Origin of the sequence: Catenulispora sp. MAP12-49, assembly GCF_041262705.1 — a bacterium.
Taxonomy (GTDB): Bacteria; Actinomycetota; Actinomycetes; order Streptomycetales; family Catenulisporaceae; genus Catenulispora.
The window spans coordinates 174,308-193,995 of sequence record NZ_JBGCCP010000004.1; the positions used below are offsets into that span (position 1 = coordinate 174,308).

The 19,688-nt window shown below is 70.8% G+C and carries 17 protein-coding genes; 7 read left to right on the plus strand and 10 right to left on the minus strand.

Annotated elements, in window-relative coordinates; genetic code table 11:
* Window positions 1-3 precede the first annotated feature (3 nt).
* The 3 genes from ABIA35_RS10855 to ABIA35_RS10865 form a co-directional block, all read right to left on the minus strand.
* Window positions 4-1,221, minus strand: a complete 1,218-nt coding sequence (locus ABIA35_RS10855) for a cytochrome P450 (RefSeq protein ID WP_370357732.1) — start codon at window positions 1,219-1,221, stop codon at window positions 4-6.
* Window positions 1,218-2,198 carry a cytochrome P450 gene (locus ABIA35_RS10860; RefSeq protein WP_370335177.1) on the minus strand — a complete coding sequence of 327 codons (981 nt, stop codon included), beginning with the start codon at window positions 2,196-2,198 and terminating at the stop codon, window positions 1,218-1,220. The genes ABIA35_RS10855 and ABIA35_RS10860 overlap by 4 nt, the downstream gene beginning before the upstream one ends.
* Before the next feature lie 200 nt (window positions 2,199-2,398).
* Window positions 2,399-2,479 (minus strand): tryptorubin family RiPP precursor, encoded by an 81-nt coding sequence (locus ABIA35_RS10865; protein ID WP_370335179.1) that lies wholly within the window; start codon window positions 2,477-2,479, stop codon window positions 2,399-2,401.
* Between the two features lie 252 nt (window positions 2,480-2,731).
* Here ABIA35_RS10865 and ABIA35_RS10870 point away from each other — a divergent pair, with 252 nt between their 5' ends.
* Both ABIA35_RS10870 and ABIA35_RS10875 read left to right on the plus strand, forming a co-directional pair.
* Entirely contained in the window at window positions 2,732-3,466 is a 735-nt protein-coding gene (locus tag ABIA35_RS10870) for a hypothetical protein (RefSeq protein ID WP_370357733.1), read from the plus strand.
* Between the two features lie 49 nt (window positions 3,467-3,515).
* Entirely contained in the window at window positions 3,516-4,388 is an 873-nt protein-coding gene (locus tag ABIA35_RS10875; RefSeq protein WP_370357734.1) for an LLM class flavin-dependent oxidoreductase, read from the plus strand.
* Between the two features lie 4 nt (window positions 4,389-4,392).
* Here ABIA35_RS10875 and ABIA35_RS10880 read toward each other — a convergent pair whose 3' ends face one another.
* Window positions 4,393-6,306, minus strand: a complete 1,914-nt coding sequence (locus ABIA35_RS10880) for an NACHT domain-containing NTPase (protein WP_370357735.1) — start codon at window positions 6,304-6,306, stop codon at window positions 4,393-4,395.
* 930 nt (window positions 6,307-7,236) lie between these two features.
* Here ABIA35_RS10880 and ABIA35_RS10885 point away from each other — a divergent pair.
* Entirely contained in the window at window positions 7,237-8,937 is a 1,701-nt protein-coding gene (locus ABIA35_RS10885; protein ID WP_370357736.1) for an FAD-dependent oxidoreductase, read from the plus strand.
* Window positions 8,934-10,403 carry an ATP-binding protein gene (locus tag ABIA35_RS10890; protein ID WP_370357737.1) on the plus strand — a complete coding sequence of 490 codons (1,470 nt, stop codon included), beginning with the start codon at window positions 8,934-8,936 and terminating at the stop codon, window positions 10,401-10,403. Before ABIA35_RS10885 ends, ABIA35_RS10890 begins: the two co-directional genes overlap by 4 nt.
* Window positions 10,404-10,450: 47 nt before the next feature.
* On the opposite strand, the gene ABIA35_RS10895 is transcribed toward ABIA35_RS10890, so the two are convergent.
* Both ABIA35_RS10895 and ABIA35_RS10900 read right to left on the minus strand, forming a co-directional pair.
* Window positions 10,451-11,926 carry a PQQ-binding-like beta-propeller repeat protein gene (locus tag ABIA35_RS10895; RefSeq protein WP_370357738.1) on the minus strand — a complete coding sequence of 492 codons (1,476 nt, stop codon included), beginning with the start codon at window positions 11,924-11,926 and terminating at the stop codon, window positions 10,451-10,453.
* 119 nt (window positions 11,927-12,045) lie between these two features.
* Window positions 12,046-13,263 (minus strand): saccharopine dehydrogenase family protein, encoded by a 1,218-nt coding sequence (locus ABIA35_RS10900; RefSeq protein WP_370357739.1) that lies wholly within the window; start codon window positions 13,261-13,263, stop codon window positions 12,046-12,048.
* 68 nt (window positions 13,264-13,331) lie between these two features.
* Between ABIA35_RS10900 and ABIA35_RS10905 the strand changes: the two genes are divergently transcribed.
* Complete coding sequence (locus ABIA35_RS10905; protein WP_370357740.1) at window positions 13,332-14,033, plus strand: TetR/AcrR family transcriptional regulator; 702 nt, start codon at window positions 13,332-13,334, stop codon at window positions 14,031-14,033.
* A gap of 38 nt (window positions 14,034-14,071) precedes the next feature.
* Here ABIA35_RS10905 and ABIA35_RS10910 read toward each other — a convergent pair whose 3' ends face one another.
* Window positions 14,072-14,599, minus strand: a complete 528-nt coding sequence (locus tag ABIA35_RS10910; protein ID WP_370334232.1) for a hypothetical protein — start codon at window positions 14,597-14,599, stop codon at window positions 14,072-14,074.
* Window positions 14,600-14,792: 193 nt separating this feature from the next.
* Here ABIA35_RS10910 and ABIA35_RS10915 point away from each other — a divergent pair, with 193 nt between their 5' ends.
* Complete coding sequence (locus tag ABIA35_RS10915) at window positions 14,793-15,341, plus strand: GNAT family N-acetyltransferase (protein ID WP_370334233.1); 549 nt, start codon at window positions 14,793-14,795, stop codon at window positions 15,339-15,341.
* Here ABIA35_RS10915 and ABIA35_RS10920 read toward each other — a convergent pair.
* The 3 genes from ABIA35_RS10920 to ABIA35_RS10930 all read right to left on the minus strand — a co-directional run bounded on the left by ABIA35_RS10920 (window position 15,319) and on the right by ABIA35_RS10930 (window position 18,224).
* On the minus strand, window positions 15,319-15,951 hold the full coding sequence (locus ABIA35_RS10920; protein ID WP_370357741.1) for a hypothetical protein: 633 nt from the start codon (window positions 15,949-15,951) through the stop codon (window positions 15,319-15,321). The two genes, ABIA35_RS10915 and ABIA35_RS10920, sit on opposite strands and share 23 nt — an antisense overlap.
* A gap of 7 nt (window positions 15,952-15,958) precedes the next feature.
* Complete coding sequence (locus tag ABIA35_RS10925; protein WP_370357742.1) at window positions 15,959-17,197, minus strand: hypothetical protein; 1,239 nt, start codon at window positions 17,195-17,197, stop codon at window positions 15,959-15,961.
* A 70-nt stretch (window positions 17,198-17,267) separates the two neighbouring features.
* A complete protein-coding gene (locus tag ABIA35_RS10930; protein ID WP_370357743.1) occupies window positions 17,268-18,224 on the minus strand; it encodes a hypothetical protein in 957 nt (318 codons plus the stop codon).
* 186 nt (window positions 18,225-18,410) lie between these two features.
* Here ABIA35_RS10930 and ABIA35_RS10935 point away from each other — a divergent pair, with 186 nt between their 5' ends.
* Window positions 18,411-19,568: an anion permease gene (locus ABIA35_RS10935; protein ID WP_370357744.1), complete on the plus strand. Its 1,158-nt coding sequence runs from the start codon at window positions 18,411-18,413 to the stop codon at window positions 19,566-19,568.
* The last annotated feature ends 120 nt before the right edge of the window (window positions 19,569-19,688 follow it).

The following is a 19,688-nucleotide window of genomic DNA, read 5'->3' on the forward strand; positions in this document are numbered from 1 at the left end:
CGGCTACCGCAGCCGCACCACCAATGTCTCCAGGCCTCGATGCCGCGGATTGGCCTGCCACCGGGCCCGGCCCCGCTCTCCGCGCGCGCTCCGCAGCTTCGGGAAGCGTGCGAACAGCCGGGTCAGGGCGATCTCGGCCTGCACCACCGCCAGCTGCGCCCCGAGGCAGCGATGGATGCCGTGTCCGAAAGCGAGATGCCCGCCGGGTGGGCGCGTGATGTCGAAACGTTCCGGGTCCTCGAACACGGCCGGGTCGTGGTTCGCCGCCATCAGGGCCACGTGTACGAACTCCCCCGCGGGGATCTCGGTGCCGGCCAGGGTGACCGGTTCGGTGGTGTAGCGCAGGGATGCCAGTGCGGAGGAGCTCTCGAAGCGCAGCGTCTCCTGGACCGCGCCGTGGATCAGCGTCGGGTCGGCGCGGAGCTTGTCGAGCTGGTCCGGGTGGGCGAGCAGGGTGTGGACCGCGTTGGCGATGAGGTTGACAGTGGTCTGATGGCCGGCCACCACCAGCAGGAAGGCCATCGAGGTGATCTCGTCCACGGTCAGCCGGTCCCCGTCCTCCTCGGCCGCCAGCAGCGCCGACAGCAGGTCGTCGCCGGGGTGCTCACGTTTGTGGGCGACAAGGTTTTCGATGCGCACGCGGGTGTCCTCGGCGCTGGTCACCGAGACCTCGCCGTCGCCGTGGCCGCCGTCGACGGATTTGCCACGCACGGCGAACTGCGCGTGGTCGAACCCGGTGCCGCCGAAGAGCTCGAAGGCCACCGCGATGGGCAGCGGGAGGGCGAAGCGGCTGATGAGGTCGGCTTCCCGGGCGCCGGACAGGTCGTCCAGCAGAACGTCGACGAGCTCTGCGATGCGCGGCCGAAGCTCCTCGATGCGCCGAGCCGTATAAGCCTTCTGAACCAGCTTGCGCAGCCGCGTGTGCTCCGGCGGATCGGCGTTGAGCATGTGCGCGGTCAGCGCCTTGCCCGGGCCGCCCGAGGTCTCGCCGATGTACGCCGCGTAGCGCTCGGTCGCCGAATCCTTGGCCAGGCGCGGGTCGGCCAGGGCCGCCTTGGCGTCGGCGTGACCGGTGATCACCCAGCCCTGGAGCGGTAGCGGCCCGGGGAAGCGGATCGGCTGGGCGCCGCCGCGCCGGCGCCACTGCGCGTAATGCGCGTGTTGGTCACGGAAGAAGGCCTCGCCGACGTCTTCGAACCCGAACCCGTCGCCGTTCGTCACGCCCGGCGCCCTCGGACCAGCCGCACCTCGTCGACGCCGAGCAGGCCCAGCAGCGGCACCTTCGCCGAGTGCTGCCGGGGATCCACGACCAGCCCGTCGCGCCGGATCCGGTCCAGGAGCAGTTCGGCCAGCGGCATCACCATGTGCCGGCCCCAGCAGCGCTCCGAGACGTGTCCGAAGGGCAGGAAACCCGGCGCGGTGTCAGGGTCCAGACGGTCCCAGCGTTCGGGGCGGAAGGCGTCGGGATCGTCGAACAGCGCCGGATCGCGCTGCGAGAGCAGCGGCAGCACGAGGACGTCGTCCCGCTCGCCGATCCGCGCGTCGATCGCCGGGTATTCCGGGCTCGCCCGCCGCAATATGTTCCACGACGGCGGCAGCAATCGCAGCGACTCCATGATGACGTTCTTGTTACTGACTTCCGACGCGAATGGCGCGCCGAGCCACACCGCGTTCGCGACCAATGTCGAGACCGTGAAACACAATGGCGCGGCGGCCCGCCGATATATGCCCATCGCGTAACGCCGGTCCTGATATCCCTTGGCGTCGGCGAACAATCCGGCCAGTCCTGTGGCGCCGCGCCGCCCGCGCGGCAGCGCCGCCCCGACGGTGATCACCGACCAGGTGAGCTTCGGGGTGAGCTCCAGGTTGCGGCTCATCAGCATCCGGAGCCGCCGCGGGTCCCCGGCCAGGATCATGTCGCGCAGGTAGGTGTGCCCGGTGATCGGCCACGGGCCGGCCAGGTCTGCCTCCGGCGCCGGCCGGCCGAGCGCGGCCTTCACGTCGGCGCCGGTGACGTGCATGACCGCGGAGGCCTCGGGCCGGGCGATCGAGCGTCCGTGCAGCGGCTTGAACGTCGGCCGCTCCACCTCCGTGGCCCGGCGCGCGCCCAGGATCCGGTCGGCGATGCCGGGGTCGGCGACGCCGATGGTGTCGTGGTCGATGCGGAACAGGTCCTCGCCGGTCCGGTCCCGCAGCATCGCGGCCAGCCGCGGCGAGAACACCGTCGTGCGGGCGCCGGCGACGGTGTTCGAGGAGGTGGTCACGGCGGGGTCGCCTTTCTGCGCCAGAGGGAGAACAGGGCCAGAGGGGAAAACGGCGCGGTGAGGAAAAACGGCGCCCCCGGCCGGGGCCCGCGTATGGCGGGTCCGGCCGGGAACCGTTTGTCACCGGGCTCGGCTTAGTACCAGAAGTACCAAGCGCTGGCCTTCATGCTCTTCCGTGCGGCGACGGAATTGCGCAGAGCGAACAGGACCTTCATGGGTGTCCTCCCTCCGGTGGTGAATGCTGACGGATCGCGTCAACAGGTGTCAGCATTGCACTTTCCAGAGATTCGGCAATGCTTGTCGATCAACGTTGAGGATCAGTTGAGGATCACGCTTTTTTGGGGGAATTCACAGGGGCGGCAGGGTTTTGCGGGTTGTTCGAAGGGGAATTCGGCGCGGCCGCCGTACCCCTCGGCGGCGCGGATACGGCACTATCGACGCGTGCTCACCGCGAAAGGGGCCCGCCAGTGCTGAGCCGGCTGCGTCGTCGCTCGTCCGTCATCGCCATGGCGGCCACCGTGCTGGTGGTCGTCGTGGTGCTGGTCGCCGATGTCGTGATCAAGCATGTCGCCGAGCAGCGCATCGCCAAGGTGGCCACCTGCCGCCTGCAGGCCACCGGGTCGGTCGGGGCCCGGCTGCCCGGGACCTTCGCCGGGCTCGGCGCGGTGGTGGGCAGCGTAGGGGATGTGCACGTCTCGGCCGACGGCGTGGCGCGCGATGGCGTCGCGGCGCACGTCGACGCCGTGCTCCACGGAGTGACCGCCGGCGGTGCGACCAGCGGCGGCACGGCAGTGGCGACCGCCCCCTACAGCGCCATGCGGCAGCAGCTGGTGCAGATGTCAGGGCTGACCGATCCGGTGATGTCGGCCGACGGCGCCGGACTGGTCATCGTCGGCAGCCGCTCCGGGATCCCGGTCGTCGTGCACGCGTCGATCAGCACGAGTCCGGATGCGCTCACCGTCACGCCGACCACGGTCCGGGTCCTGGGACGGGACATCCCGGTGGCGTCGCTGACCTCGATACCGCTGATCAAGGACCTGGCGCGGCAGCTCGATCCGAAGGTGTTCGCACTGGCGGATCTGCCGGACGGCGCAGTCCTCACCGGCGCGCGGCCCGTCCAGTCCGGACTGAGCCTGGACTTCTCGATCCCGAAGCACGGCGCGAGCAAGGCCGAGACCGAGTGCCCCGCGGCGACCGGCTGATCGGTCCTTTCCCATCTCAGACGCCCCTGATCCGGTACCGTCCTTGCCCGTGACGAGTCTTCGAATCGGTGTCATGTACGACCGCGCTTGGGCCCCCGAAGGACTTCCCGAGTTCGCACGCGAAGCCGAGCGCCTGGGCGCCGATGAGCTGTGGGTCGTGGAGGACCTCGGATGGGGCGGCGGCATCTCGGCGTCGGCGGTCGCTTTGGCGGCGACCTCCCGGATGCGGGTCGGTCTGGGAATCGCCCCGGCCCCGCTGCGCAACCCCGCGCTGTTGGCCATGGAGGCGGCCTTCCTGGCGCGTGTGTACCCCGGCCGGTTCGTCGCGGGCATCGGCCACGGCGTCGGCGACTGGATGGCCTCGGTCGGGGCGGCCCCGGACTCACCGCTGAAGCTGCTGGCGGAGTCGACCGAAGCGGTGCGCGCATTGCTGCGGGGCGAGCAGGTCCAGACGCGGGGCAGCGAGGTCCGCATCGACGACCTGAAGCTCGTGCACCCGCCGGCGCAGGTCCCCCCGGTCGTGCTGGGCGTCGTACGGCCGCGCTCGCTCGAACTGGCCGGGCGCCTCGCGGACGGCACGGTGATCGCCGAAGGCCAAGGCCCCGCGGACCTGGAGGCGGCGCTCGCGCTGATCCGCAAGGGCGGAGCCACACAGGAGCACGAGCTCATCGTGTTCGCCTTCGCGGCCGTGGCCGACGATGCCGAGCAGGCCGCAGCGGCGCTGCATCCCGCGATCGAAGGCCAGGCTGCCTGGCTCGGCCGCACCCCGGAGGAACTGTTCACTGTCAGCGGCACCCCCGCGCAGGCCGCCGCCCGGATCGCAGAGCTCGAAGCGGCCGGGGCGACCAGCGTCGTGCTGCGGTTCAGCGGGGAGGAGCCCGCGCGGCAGCTGGGGGAGACGCTGGCTGCGGTCAGGGGCTGAGCGGCTACCCGGCGGCCAGTTTCCTCAGCTTGGCGTGCGAGAGCTGCTCCAGGCCGACGGTGATCGCCATCCGATCCGGCAGCTGGGCAAGCTGTCGAAAGGTGGCCGGCAGCGGAGGGCTGAGCAAGGACACGGCCTCCAGGGACGGCATGTCCATAAGGGGTGAGAGGTCGGGTACGTTGCCCTGGATCTCCAGCTTGCGAAGGCCGGTCAGCCGCTGAAGCGGTGCGAGTGAGGGGGGCATGTCGCCGCCGAGCCGGAGCTGTTCGATGTGCTGAAGCCTGTCCAGCAAGCGCTCGGTCAGCGCGGCCGGCATGTCGATGAGTGCTGCGCTCTTCAGATCCGCCACGGTATGAGGGCTTGCGACGAAGCTGCGGGCGATCTCATGGCCGTAGAGCTCGAGGGTGGTGAGCGAGGCGACCTCCGACAGGGCATCGAACACCGCGGCCGAGGTGCCGTCGTAGACGCGCACGGTTTCCAGGTGGGACAGCGTCGTCAGCGGGGTGAAGTCCCGGACGGCGGAGATGGTCGGCAGCCACAGGATGCGCAGTCCGGGGACCAGGGTGAGGAATTCCAAGTCCGTGAAGGACTCGCCCTGGGACAGGACGAGGTCGTCGAGACTGGTCAGCTCGGCCAGCGCGGCGAGGTTCGTGAAGGTGTCGGTCGACCAGATGATGAGGTTCCTCAGCGAGTCCCCGACGGCCGTGAGCGGGCTCAGATCCGAGATCCGGCCCTTGAACCACAGCCGCCGCACCGAGTCGACTCCGCGAAGCACCTCGGCGAGGTCGCCGGTGCCGATGAGCCCGATCGAATGGAAGACCAACCGGTCCGATGCGCTCTGCCAGGCCAGCAGTTCGTGCTGAGTGTCGACGAAGACGCCGGTCATCGACGGGTGAGTGCTGAGCCTGGACAGGACCCGCGTGCCGTATTCGACCGCGTCGAAGTACTGACATGCTCGGATGAGCTCCGCCGCCGGCTCGCGTGCCGGGTTCTCCCGCGCATAGCCCGCCAGCAGATCCAGTGCCTTCGGCCCGCCGACGAGTGCGACCGTGGAGACCGTCGCCACAGCCGACATCGGAGGCAGCCCGGCCAAGCTCGTCGGCATCAGCCGCAGCACCGGGATCCGGGCCGAGGCCAACGACCGGGCCTCGTCACGCCGGCGCGGCGGCAGCATCGCGGCCAGACGGCGCTCGACCTCCTCGAGCACCGGCGTGTCCAGCGGGCCGCACGTCTCCAGACACGACGCGGCCAGCAGCCGCAGCCGCCGCGCGTGCTTGCCCTCCTGCCGCGCCCGCTCCAGGATGCCGGTCAGCAGGTCGTGCAGCGTCGGGCGGTTGGCGTGGCCGGCGGCCATGACCACGATCTCGCGCCAGGAGTCCAGGTGCGCGTGGTCCACCAGCATGCCGACGTCGCCCTGCTCCGCGCACTCCCGCGCGGTCAGGTACTCCTGGAACGTGCGGTGCACGAAGTCGACGCGTCCCAGCACCGGCTCGCGGACGATGCCGCTGCGCTGGGTCAGGTGCTCCAGCACGTTCCCGGCGTCCTCCGTGACGTTCGGCAGGGATTTCAGCCGCTCGGCGAGGCGCGCGAGCGCGTCCTCCTTCCGCAGTTCACTGCGATTGTTCAGGGACAGCCGCCACGCCAGGTACTGCAACAGCTTCAGCTTGCCGGAGGAGTCGAGGTCGACCTGCGAGGTGATGCCCCGCTCGGCGTCGCGCCGCTCCAGCAGCAGGTTGATCGCCGCCTTGTACAGGTCCATCCGGTTGCGCGGGAGCGTCATGCGGCGGTCGAGGTTCAGCGCGCACAACATCGCGCACAGCAGCGGGCTGGTCGCGAGTCCCTGCAAGTGCTGGTTCGCATCGAGCTGCGCCAAGAGCCTGCGCTCGTACTCGGGCAGCTCCGCCTCGGTGCAGGGCATGTCGCCGGTTTCCCGTATCGCCGCGTGCCAGTGGCATAGGCCACGCTCACCTTGGTCTCGGGGCGGAAGCGGTGGGTGTCGACGCCGAACAGTTCGAGCATGTCCAGGGACTTGGCCAGGTACGACAGGTACTCGTACCGGAAGTCGCCGTCGTGCTGGTCGCCTTGCGGCGCCAGCAGCGAGCGCTGCGGCAGCCGTTCCAGCACCGCTTCCAGGGCCTGGCTCAGGGACGTCGTCCGCTCCAACAGCTCGGTGACGGCCCGGGGCTGGTAGCTCGCGTAGTGGGTGGCCAGCTGCGCGAAGACGGTGCAGCACTCGTCGAGCGTGCGTTCGTACAGCGCCGTCGCGTCGGCGCTGAGCCCGGCGGCGCGCTGCGCGTCGCGGGCGTGGTCCCTGACGGCCCTGGCCAGCCGCAACGGCTGTGCGTCGTTGGCGAACAGGAACTCGTCGGAGAGCTCGACCGACTCGAACGCCCGCAACGCCGCGTCGAAGGCCGCATCCCGTTCGCCCTCCGGAATCGAGGCCCACTCGCTCCCGAGCGCCTTCTCCAGCCGCTTGGCCACCGAGTCCCGGATGGCCTCCAGCTCGCGGTTCACGTGCCGCCGCTTGTAGTCGTCGGTGACCGTCAGATTGACCAGCTCGCTCAACGGCAGCGTGCGGTCCATCCGCTGATGCCGGTCGGCGACCAGGGCTTTGGCGGCTCGGTTCGCGACGACGTCGGCCAGATGCAGGATGGCTACCACGATCGACATCGTACTGAATCAGAAAACTGACGCCGCTGTCCCGCGATGCCCCACGGTCCTCGCCATGATCCCCGGCGGCGGCCGTCGCCACGCGGCCCCGGCGCACCCGAAGTAGGGTGGGAGTCGGTACAAGGGCTACCAGGGGCTAACCAAGGGCACAGTCCAGAAAGAGGTCCGGAAAAGCGCTATGAGCGAGGCACCCTCCGCACCCCGCACCGTGATCCTCACGGTCGACGACGACCCGGGTGTCTCCCGCGCCGTCGCCCGCGACCTGCGCCGCCGGTACGGCGGCGACTACCGCGTCGTGCGCGCCGAGTCGGGCGCCGCCGCGCTCGAGGCGCTGCAGGAGCTCAAACTGCGCGGGGACCTGGTGTCGCTGCTCATCGCCGATCACCGGATGCCGGAGATGAACGGCGTGGAGTTCCTGGGACGCGCCCTGGACGTCTTCCCGGCCGCGCGCAGCATCCTGCTGACCGCCTACGCCGACACCGACGCCGCCATCGACGCCATCAACATCGTCGACCTCGACCACTACCTGCTCAAGCCCTGGGACCCGCCGGAGACCAAGCTCTACCCGGTGGTCGACGCCCTGCTGGACGCCTGGCTGGCCGAGGACCACCGCGCGGTGCTGGAGACCCGGGTCGTCGGGCACCGCTGGTCGGCGCGCTCCACGCAGGTACGCGAGTTCCTGGCCCGCAACCAGGTCCCGTACCGCTGGTACGCCTCCGACGAGCCGGAGGGCCAGCGGCTGCTGGCCGCCGCCGGCCAGGACCCGGACGCGACCGGCCCGGACGCGGCCCGGCTGCCGCTGGTCGTCGCCCCCGACGGCGGCATCCTGCTGGAACCGGACGACCAGGAGCTGGCCGACCACGTGGGCCTGCGGACCACGCCGACCGGGGAGTTCTACGACCTCATCGTCGTCGGCGGCGGGCCCGCGGGCCTGAGCGCCTCGGTCTACGGCGCCTCCGAAGGGCTGCGGACCGTCCTGGTGGAGCGCCTGGCCACCGGCGGGCAGGCCGGCCAGAGCTCCCGGATCGAGAACTACCTCGGCTTCCCCGAGGGCGTCTCCGGCGCGCAGCTGACCGGCCGCGCCCGCCGCCAGGCGACCAAGTTCGGCGCCGAGATCCTCACCGCGCGCGAGGTCGCCGGGTTGGAGACCTGCGGGTCCTCGCGCCTGGTGCGCTTCGCCGACGGGTCGTCCATCGGCGCGCACACGGTCATCCTGGCGCTGGGCGTGGAGTACCGGCGGCTGGGGGCCCCGGGCGTGGAGGAGCTCACCGGCAAGGGCATCTCCTACGGCTCCTCGCTGTCCGAGGCGGTGAACTGCGAGGGCCGGGACGTCTTCATCGTCGGCGGCGCCAACTCGGCCGGGCAGGCCGCGGTGTACCTGTCGCGCTTCGCCAAGTCGGTGACGCTGGTGGTGCGCGCCGAGTCGCTGGAAGCCTCGATGTCGTACTACCTGATCCAGCAGATCGCGCAGATCCCCTCGATCACCGTGCGGACCCGGACCCAGGTCGTCGAGGCCCACGGCGAGGAGCACCTGGAGCGCCTGACGCTGCGGAACTCGGACGCCGGCACGACCGAGGACGTGGACGCGCAGTGGATGTTCGTGTTCATCGGCGCCGCCCCGACCACCGACTGGCTCGACGGCGTCGTGGACCGCGACCCGCGCGGGTTCGTGCTCACCGGCCCGGACCTGGTCGCCGGCGCCGAGGCGTCGGTCAAGGGCTGGACGCTGGAGCGCACGCCGTACCTGCTGGAGACGAACGTGCCGGGGGTGTTCGCGATCGGGGACGTCCGGTCGGAGTCCACCAAGCGCGTCGCCTCGGCCGTGGGAGAGGGAGCGATGGCGGTCATGCTCGTGCACCGGTACGTGGAGAAGCTGTGACGGCGCCGTGCAGCGTCGAGGAACTGCGCACCCTGTTCCTGTTCGAGAAGCTCACCGGGGAACAGCTGGACTGGCTGTGCGAGCACGGGACCGTCGAGGCCTTCGAACCCGGCCCGGTGTACGCCGAGGGCGACGCGGCGCAGTGGTTCTTTGTCCTGCTTGAGGGGACGGTCGTGCTCTCGCGGCGGGTCGGGGTCGACAACGTCGAGGTGAACCGGACCTCCCAGCGCGGCGTCTACACCGGCGCCTTCCAGGCCTACCTCGGCGACCGGGTCCCGCAGATCTACCGGAACTCGCTGTCGGTCCCCGTGCCGTCCCGGTTCTTCGTGGTGTCGGCCGAACTGTTCTCGACCGTGATGCACGAGTGGTTCCCGATGGCGGTGCACCTGCTGGAGGGCCTGTTCTTCGGCACCCAGATCCAGCAGCAGATAGTCGGCGGACGCGAGCGGCTGCTCGCGCTCGGGGCGTTGTCGGCCGGGCTGACCCACGAGCTGAACAACCCGGCCGGGGCCGCGCTGCGGGCCGCCTCGGCGCTGCGCGAGGACGTGGCCGGCGCGCGCTCGGACCTGGCCGCCATCGCCGCGCACGGTGATCGCGCCCCGGGCCTGGACACGCTGGTCACGCTGCTGAACTGCGCGACGGAGAAGGCACAGAAGGCCCAGGAGGCGCAGAAGGCGGCGCGGGCGAACGGCTCGGGCCTGAGCCCGCTGGCGATCTCCGACCGCGAGGACGCGATGGGGGACTGGCTCGACGACCGGGGCGTCCAGGACGGCTGGCAGCTGGCCTCCACGTTCGTCCAGGCCGGCCTGGAGGCCGAGGACCTGGAGCAGATCACCGGCACGGTCGAGGACAGCGTGCTGCCGGCGGTCCTGTCCTGGCTGAGCCGCACCCTGGAGACCGAGGGCCTGACCGCCGAGATCGAGGAGGCGACCAACCGGGTCTCCACGCTGGTCGGGGCGGCGAAGCAGTACTCGCAGCTGGACCGCGCCGCGCAGCAGGACGTCGACGTCCACGAGCTGCTGGACAGCACCGTGACGATGCTGGCCGGGAAGATCCCCGACGGGGTGCGGGTCGTGAAGGCGTACGGCACGGGCCTGCCCAAGGTCCCGGCCTATCCGGCCGAGCTGAACCAGGTCTGGACGAACCTCATCGACAACGCCGTCGCGGCGATGGACGAGGCCGGGACGCTGACCATCAGCACCGTCCTGGACCGGGACGCCCTGGTCGTCGAGTTCCGCGACACCGGTCCCGGCGTCCCGGACGAGATCAAGGAGCGGATCTTCGAGCCCTTCTTCACGACGAAGCCCGTCGGGAAGGGGACCGGTCTGGGTCTGGACATCTCCTGGCGGATCGTCGCCGGCCGGCACCATGGCGATCTGAGTGTCGAGTCGGTGCCGGGGGACACCCGGTTCCGGGTGCGGTTGCCGCTGACGTGGAACGGTGCCGGCGCGGCGGAGTCGGAGTAGGGCGCGCCCTCAGCCACTGCGAGCTGAGGGCGCGACCGATCCGCCTGCTACTTGGGCGCCATCACCGTCAGGCCCGGTCCCACCTGAGGGTTCTGCGGCGCGAGCACGTACGTCCCGGCGGCCGTCTGGGCCAGCGTCCCGGAGTCGGGATCGACATTGTCCGCGAGCACATACTGTTGGCTCGGCTTGCCGGTGGCCGGGTCCAGCTTCTCGATCGGGCAGGGGTTGCCCAGGCCGTGCAGGTCGATCACGACCAGCGGCGAGGAGTCCGGCGCGAGGCCGGTCAGCCAGACGTCGGTCAGCGCCATGCTCTCGAACGTGGCCTGATACGACCACAGCTTCGCGCCGGTGGTGAGGCTGTACGCGGTGACGCCCTCGCCGCCCTGCGCGCTCTTGGCGTCGGCGTACAGCGTGGTGCCGGCCACCACGGCGTTGGGGTGCGGCGTGGTGAGCGTGGTGCCGGCCTGGTTGTCGTCGGCCGGGATGCTCGCGGTCTGCTTGCCGCCCTGGTCGAAGGCCAGGAACTCGGCGCCGTCCTTCAGGTCCGAGCCGACCAGGGTGCTCTTCGAGGACGCGGCCAGGATCACCACCGGGTTCGTCGAGATCACCGCGCGCATTCTGTAGTCGGGCGCGGTCGGGGTCTGCCACAGGTGCTTGCCGGTGGCGGCGTCGACGGCCACGTAGTTGCCCACGCCGGTCTTGCCGCCGCCCTCGCAGTGCTCCTGCACGATGACCACGCTGCCCATCCCGCCGGTGTTCTGCGGGGAGCAGCCCTTGGCGGTCGAGGTGTAGGACCAGATGGTGGTGCCGGTGGTCGCGTCCACCCCGGCCACCGCGTTGCTGTCGCTGGCGACCACCACGACCGAGCCGTCGACGAACGTGCTGCCGGTCGCGGCGTCGGCCACACTGTTCGACGAGTGCAGGACCCACAGCTGCTTGCCGGTGTCGGCATCGACGCCGATCACGGCGTCGCAGCTGAAGTTCCCGTCCTTGCTGTAGAAGATCGCGCCGACCCCACTGGGAGACAATGTAGGCGACGCCGAGCACGGCACGAGCCCGGCCTCCGGCGGGGCGATGCTGAACAGCTTCTTGCCGGTGGCCGGGTCGTAGCCGGCAGCCCCGCTGCTGCCGACGCGGACGACGTCATGAGCGGTCTGCCACAGGCCGACCAGGTTGTCGTGGGTGTCCGAGGTGCTCCAGACCTGCTTCAGCGTGGCGGTCGGCATGTTGCCGCCGCCGGAGCCGCTGTCGTCCTTCTTCGACACCTTCTGGAACACCAGGTACCCGGCGCCGGCCACCACCAGGACCACGACGAGAACGCCGCTGATGACCCACGCGGCCTTCCCCTTCTTCTTCGGAGGCGTCGGATACGGGTTCTGCGGTAACGGATTCCCGTACTGGGCCGGCGGCGCGTAGCCCTGGCCCTGATAGTTCCCGTAGTTCCCTTGGCCCGGGTAGCCCGCCTGCCCTGATAGTTCGGCGGGTATCCCTGCGGTGGAGCGGTGGTTCCCTGCGCCGGCCAACTGGCCGGCCCCTCGTGGCCGGGTCCCGTTGTCATCCTGTCGTCACCTCACGTACCGGTTGTGTGCTGATACGGCCATCTGCCGATCATGCGACCGGCAGTGTACCGAGCGTCGGCGCATCAGCCCGCGCGCATCCCCCACGGGGAGCCGTACTCCACCAGCAGGTCCAGGAACGGCCGCGGCGCGAAGGCCTCAGGGCCCAGCACCCCGGTCCCGCTCCACACGCCCGTCGCCAGCAGCTCCAGCGCCACCACCGGGTTGATCGCGGTCTGCCAGACCACGGCCTGCGAGCCGTACTCGCGCATCGACCACTCGTTGTCGACCACGTGGTACAGGTACACCTCGCGGCGCGCGCCGTCCTTCGTGCCGGTCACCCAAGTCCCGGCGCAGGTCTTGCCGCGCATGAGTTCGCCCAGGGTGGCCGGGTCCGGGAGCGCGGCGGCGACCACGTCGCGCGGGGACACCGCCGCCGGGCCCCGGTCGCTGGCCACCGTGACCGGCTCGGTGCGGTCCAGGCCCAGCTCGTGCAGGGTCTTCAGCTTGCTGATGAAGTCGTCGCCGAGTCCGTACTTGAACGTCACGCGCTTCGCCTCGACCCAGCGCGGGACCAGCAGGACCTCCTCGTGCTCGACGTTCACGCACTCCACCGGGCCGATGCCCTCCGGGAAGTCGAACACCTCCGGCTCGCTGAACGGGGCGGTGGTGAACCAGCCGCGGTCGCGCTCGTAGACCACCGGCGGGTTCAGGCACTCCTCGATCGTGGTCCAGATGCTGAAGGACGGGGCGAAGTCGTAGCCCTCGACCGTCAGGTTCGCGCCGTCGCGGATGCCGATCTCGTCGATCTCGTCGAACAGCTCGTCGGCGGCGTAGCGGGCGAAGACGTCCGACAGTCCCGGCTCGACACCCATCCCGACCAGGGCCAGCAGGCCGGCCTTCTCCCACTCCGGGGCGCGGGCGAACTGCGCGTCGCCGAGCTTCTCGCCGCACTCCTGGTAGGGCCGCTCGGGGTGCGGGTGGGACAGCGACATCGCCATGTCCAGGTAGCCGGCGCCGGCGGCCAGCGCGGCGTCGAACAGCGGCAGCACGAAGCGCGGGTCGGTGGCGTTCAGCAGCACGTCGCAGCGGTGCTCGGCGAGCAGGGCCAGGACGGCGTCGCGGTCGGAGGCGTCGACCCGGGCCGCGCCGAAGCGGGCGTCGCCGCCGAGCGCGGCCACCGCCGCCTCGGCGCGCGCCGGGTCGTAGTCGGCGACCACGAAGTGCTCGAAGAAGGAACGGCGGGCGGCGATACGGGTCACGGCGGTACCCACGCCGCCGGCACCCACGAGGAGGATTCGCATACGGAGAGCGAACCGCCCCGGTGTTCTTAACGTCAATGGTGTTGGCATAAGCGCGCTAAGCTGCCGCCATGCCCTCGAAACCGGTGACCCCCGAGACCGCCCGCCGCCGGCGCCGCCCCACCAAGGCCGGGACGGTCCTGACCCACGACCTGATCGTCGCCACCGCCTTGCGCATGCTGGCCGAGCACGGCGCCGAGGGCCTGTCCGCACGGCGCCTCGGCCTGGCGCTCGGCGCCGACCCCAGCGCCGTCTACCGCTACTTCGCCGGCATGGACGACCTGGTCCTGGCCATCGCCGACGAGCTGATCCACCAGGCGCTCACCGACTGGGAGCCGACCGGCCGCTGGCAGGCCGACCTGCGGGCTCTGGGGACCGGCATCCACCGCGCGTACCTCACCCACCCGCAGGCCGCGCAGCTCACCGCGAACCGGGTGTCCGGCCGCACCCACGAGATCGCCGCCGACGAGACCATCCTCGGCATCCTGCACACCGCCGGCTTCCACGGCCCGGCCGCCGCCCGGATCTACCACGCCTTCATCGACCAGACCCTGGCCTTCGCAGCCCTCGACGCGGCCTCCCTCGCCCTCCCGGAGGCGGCCCGCGAAGCCGACGAGCGACAGTGGCAGGCCACGTACGCACGCCTGCCGGCCACGACGCACCCGCACATCGCGGCCGCCGCGCCGTCGCTGGTGGCGCGGATGAACGACAGCGCCTATCCGGCGGCGCTCGACCTGCTGTTGGCGGGGGCCGCGGGCGAACTCGAGGGCTGATATGCCGATCGACCCCTCACGGTCGACACCGCACTGAACTACGCAAAGGGTTCGCCCGCTGTACGGCCGGCCAGAGACCATACAGCTGTGCCCCACAGCGTGAGGGCACAGCCGACGCCGACCACGGTGAGGACCACCGGATGTGCGGCACCGAGCACCCACACAACGACGCCCGCGAGCCCGACGGCCACCAGCAGCATTCCCGGCACCCGCATCGATGGCCGCTCGAAGAGCGTGGCCAGCGGCATGAAATGCCCGCCGACGATGACTGCCACGAGCGGCGCGATCAACGCGGGAACGCCGAGGACGCCACACGCGCCCGCCGCGGCCGCGATCAGCAGCCACTGGACGGCATTGACCACGACGAACCGCCGCCGCCACACGGCAGGCAGCCGCCGCCCGGCAGACCGGTCGCTCAACCTCCGCCCGACAACAAGCAGCGCCACCGTGATGACGGCACCAAGCGACGTCGCCACCTCGACCGCCGCGCCACCCAGATGGGTCGTTCCCGCCAGCCACCAGCCATAGCCGAAGAACGCGTAGAACCCCACCCCGTCTCGCAGCATGCTGCGATGCTAAGGCCTCCACCAGCGGTTTGCGAGGCCGGACCTCCGGCGGCACTCCTGGAGACGTCGGGAGGACCGGCGTTCGCGGGCCTTCTCAGTGCTCGAGCATGCTAACCAACCCGATGGTGAAGAAAGATAAGCCGATTCGGATATTGGATTGATCGGAAACCGGTGGCGGGACTGAATAGAGGGCATGTCGCTGCCAACCCCCGCGTTGTCCACTGATCGCCTCCTCCTGCGTCCCTTCGAAGACGCGGATGCTAACGACCTCTTCGCACTCCACAGCAACGCCTATGTCCTGCGCTACTGGGACTCCCCGCCGTGGACCGAACCCGCGCGCGCCGAGAAGTTCATCGCGATGTGCCGGCGGATGGAACAGGAGGGCGTCGGGGCGCGGCTGGCTGTGGAGCGGGTCTCCGATGGGGCGTTCATCGGCTGGTGCACCCTGCAGAGCTGGAATCCCGACTATCGCAGCGCCGCGCTGGGTTACTGCTTCGAGGCTGCGGCGTGGGGCCAGGGCTACGCGACCGAGGCCGCGCGGGCCGTGCTGCGGTGGGCGTTCGACACGCTGGACCTGAACCGCGTCCAGGCCGAGGCCGACACGCGGAACGTGGGGTCCGCCCGCGTGCTGGAAAAGCTCGGCTTCGTGCGGGAAGGGACGCTGCGGGAGGACTGCGTCGTCGACGGCGTCGTCTCCGACTCGTGGGTCTACGGGCTGCTCAGGCGGGAGTGGCGGCCGTAACCTTCGCGAGTGCGCTTTGGGCCTCCTCCAGTCTGCGGGCTGTCATGAACAGCTGGTGCAGGCCCGCGTGCCAGCCCTCGGTTCCGGCTGAGGGGCGCGTGGCGCGCTTGTATGTGGCTCTGGGTTTGGCGTTGCCCAGCTGGCTAGCCGCTTCCCAGAGCTCGAACAGGCCCGCCGGAGCGGACGCCCGGTCCCGGCGGTACGGCGCGCACGCCCTCCCCAGCCGTACGAAGCTGCCGCGCAGCAGCTCGTGGGGTGACTTGGGCGACTTGGCGGTGCCGGTGCCGGTGCCGGTGCCGCCGGGGGACTCGGACAGCGGCGGATCGAGGTATCGGGCAGACTCGGCCATGATCCGAGCTGAGACGATGTCCACTTCCGCATACAGATTGTCAATATCCTGCGAAGTGGGGTTGGCCGAGCCGTACGCGGCGCGGCAGGCGGCCTCGACGTCGGCGGCCGAGGCCTGCTCGAACGTCCAGCTTCCGCCGTCCCAGCTGCCGCCCAGCTCCGCCGCGGCCTGCGCGAGGGGCCGGTGGTCGCACGGAGCCACCGAGACGCGCGGGTGGACCCGGCCCGGCTCCTCGGTCACGAATATGACGACATCGATCATGGACTGCCTACTTCAGGCTCGACCCGCTGACCGCGGGCTTGCCGGCCCCCAGGAAGAAGATGCCGGGGTAGCCGGCGGTGGAGAACTTGTCGTTGACGTTGGCATCCAGCACCGAATCGCGGATCGTCAGGGTGCCGGTGCGGTTGTTGCTGACGTAGAACACCGCGCCGCCGCCCTCGTTGGCGTCGTTGTGCTCGATGCGGGTGCCGGCGATCGTGACGGTGTAGTCGTCGCCGTCGGTGTAGATCGCCCCGCCGCTGCCGCCGCCCGGCGTGCCGGCCTGGGCGGGGTTGGCGCCGGTGCCGATGGCCTTGTTGTAGGACATGACGCAGTCGATGACGTCCCAGGACACGCCGATGCTGCTCAGCGCGCCGCCGTTGGAGCACACTCCGCCCTGGCCCGCGCTGCCGCCGAAGGTGCTGTCGACGACGTAGACCGGCAGGTTCTGGTACTGCTGCAGCGCCCGCACCGCCGCGCCGCCGAGGTCGGGCCCGGTGGAGTCGCAGCGGTTGCCGGTGAAGCGGGCGTTGACGATCGCCAGCCTGCCGCCGCTGGCGAACACCGCGCCGCCCCCGCCGCCGGAGGCCTGCTGCCCGGTCGAGTTGCCGTCGGCGAAGGTGATGTTCTGTAGCGTCAGCTGCGGCTGGGACTGGTTCTGGCAGTGCGACGTGATCCAGGTCTGGGCCTTGTCGCAGGTGTTCATGTACAGGATCCGGCGCGTGCCGCCGCCGCTGAGCGTGACCCGGCCGCCGCCGTCGAGCACGACGCGCGCGGAGGTGTTGACCACCTTGGCGGTGGCGGCCATCGTGATCACGACCGGCGCCGCGCCGCACGAGAAGGTGATCACCCCGCCCTTGGCGACGGCCGCGACCACGGCCGCCGAGGTGCAGCCGGCCGCCGTGCCGTCGCCGACGACGGTGGTGGGGTGCGAGGTGTCGACCGGCTGGCCCGCCGCCGGGATCGGGGCGTGGCCGTCGGGGTTGCCGAAGGATGCCGGCGGCGGCGCGGCGGCCGTGCTTGTCGAAGGTGAGGGCGACGACGCCGCCGAGGAGGACGGATGCGTCGGAGTAGCGCTGGTCCCGCTCATGCTCGCCGCTGAAGCAGAAGTCGCCGAACTCGCCGCCGGCTTGCCCAGCGCGGAGGCGGACGTCGACGTGGCGGAACTACAGGCCGCCGCGGCACTCACCGACAGGGCGACGGCGATGACCGCGAACGACGTTCGAACGAGTGGTCGCTTGGAAGGCACCCGCAGAGACTAGCCCCTGGGCGTCGTCGATCAGGGCGCTTTGACCGAGGCGAAACCCGGCGCGCAGACGTCAGTGCCCCTGCTCGTCCGGCAACGCCCACCGCCACACACACGTCCGGATCCCCTTGCCGTTCTCGGCCAGGTACGGCACCTCCCGCGCCGCGCTGCCGTCCTGCAGGGCGCTGTCATAGACCAGGCAGGCCTGGCGCGCCAGCACGACGGCGTCGCCGGAGACGGTGACCATCTCCGGGCAGCCGGTGCCCCTGTCATGGGTCGGCGCGGGAAGTCCGTCGGGCCAGAACTGGGTCGCGGAGGACGTGCTGAGCGGGCATTCGTAGGCGAGGCGGACGGCGGTGGCGACATAGTTCGTCTGGGACTGGGAGGCCTTCGACGTCTTGAGCGCTTCCAGGGCGTTGTAGGCGGCGACGACCGGCGCCGGGTACGCGCCGCCGGACAGGCGGCGGGAAAGGGCGTTGGCCCGCACCGTCTGGTAGCCGCCGCCGGTGGTCTGCACGCCCAGGACGGTGTCGCCGACGTCCGGCATCGCCGGGCCGCCGACGGGGGTGAGGACGGCGGGCTGGCCCGCCAGATCCTTCCGCAGCCCGGACAGCAGCGTCTGCAGGTCCGCCTGCGGCAGCTGGAACCAGAAATCGGAGCCGACCAGGACGCTGCCGCCGGCGTAGACCGCGATCTCCGGAGGCTGATAGCCCAGCGAGCCGAAGGGGCTGTTGCCGCCGACGGAGCTCAGCTCGGCGACCCGGGCACCGCGGATGGACACCGGCGGGATCGAAGCCACGATCAGCGGCGGCGACATGACGCCGCCGCCGTCGGAGGGCGGCGTCGATGTCAGTGTCGATGTCGATGTCAGTGCCAGTGTCGGCGACAGGGGCGCGGTGATGCTCGGCGAAGGAGGACCGGAGGGCGTCCCGCCGCCGGCGGCCGAAGGCTTCGCCGGCGTCGTGGAGCACGCCGCTGCCAGGCAGGCGACCGCCGCCAGGCCCAGCGCAGCCCGAATCCTCGACCCCATGCCGATCCCCGTCCCTCGCGGCCTGTCTCAGGGTACGAGTTCCCCGGACCGCGCTCCCCAGGATGCATTGGACACTCTCCCAACACAAGGCGATGCCCAGGTGAAACCAGATGAATAGAGCGTGCGCCCCGCACCAACCTTCTCCGTCAGCGTTTCCGCAGGCCCCAAGCGGTTAACCGACCGACTGTGACTGGCAACAGCGTCCTGCTCGCGCTCGTGGTGGCCACAGCGCTGGGCTTCGACTTCACCAACGGTTTCCATGACACCGGCAACGCGATGGCCACCTCCATCGCCACCGGCGCGCTCCCGCCCCGGGTCGCCGTCGCCGTGTCCAGCGTGCTGAATCTCGTCGGCGCGTTCTTGTCCTTCAGCGTCGCGGCGACCATCGCCAGCGGGCTGGTCCAGACGCATCTGGTGACGCTTCCGATGGTGTTCGCCGGGCTGGCCGGGGGCATCCTGTGGAACCTCGCCACCTGGTACCTGGGGCTGCCCTCCAGTTCCTCGCACGCGCTGATCGGCGGGGTCGTCGGGGCGAGTCTGGCCGCCGCCGGCGGGCACGCCGTGCAGTGGCACGGCATCACCTCCAAGGTGATCCTGCCCGCCGTGCTGTCGCCGGTGATCGCCGGGATGGTGGCGGCCGTGGGGACGTTCCTGGTCTACCGGATCACCCGCAAGGTGCCGGACGGGCTGCGCGGCCGGGGCTTCCGGCTCGGGCAGATCGGCTCGGCGTCGATGGTCTCCCTGGCGCACGGCACCAACGACGCGCAGAAGACCATGGGCATCATCACCCTGGCGCTGATCGCCAACGGCTCGCTCGGCGCGCACGCCAAGGCCCCGGTGTGGGTCATCGTCTCCTGCGCCCTGGCGATCAGCCTGGGCACCTACGTCGGCGGCTGGCGCGTGATCAGGACGCTGGGCAAGGGTCTGGTGGAGATCGAGTCGCCGCAGGGCATGGCCGCCGAGTCGGCCTCCGCCGCGGTGATCCTGCTCTCCAGCAGCTTCGGCTACTCGCTGTCCACCACGCACGTGGCCACCGGCTCGATCCTGGGCTCCGGCGTCGGCAAGACCGGCGCGGAGGTGCGCTGGTCGGTCGCGGGCCGGATGGCGTTCGCCTGGGTGCTGACGCTGCCGGCCGCCGGCCTGGTCGGCGCCGTGGCCTACGCGACGTCCCACAGCATCGGCGGGACCGCCGGCACCTCCACCATCTTCGTGGTGCTCGCCGCCTGCGTGACCGGGATCTACCTGGCCTCGCGCCGCACCGCGGTGACGGCGTCGAACGTCAACAGCCAGTGGTCCGGGTCGGTGACGCCGGGGCGTCCGGTCCCGGCCGGCGCGGCCGCGTGAGCGCGCGGCGACATGACGGCGTGACGACCGAAGGGAACCGGTGACCGTGAACTCCTGGATCAATCTCAACGCCCTGTGGAAGATCGTCGTGATCGGCCTGCTCGCCGGTGCCGGTCTGCC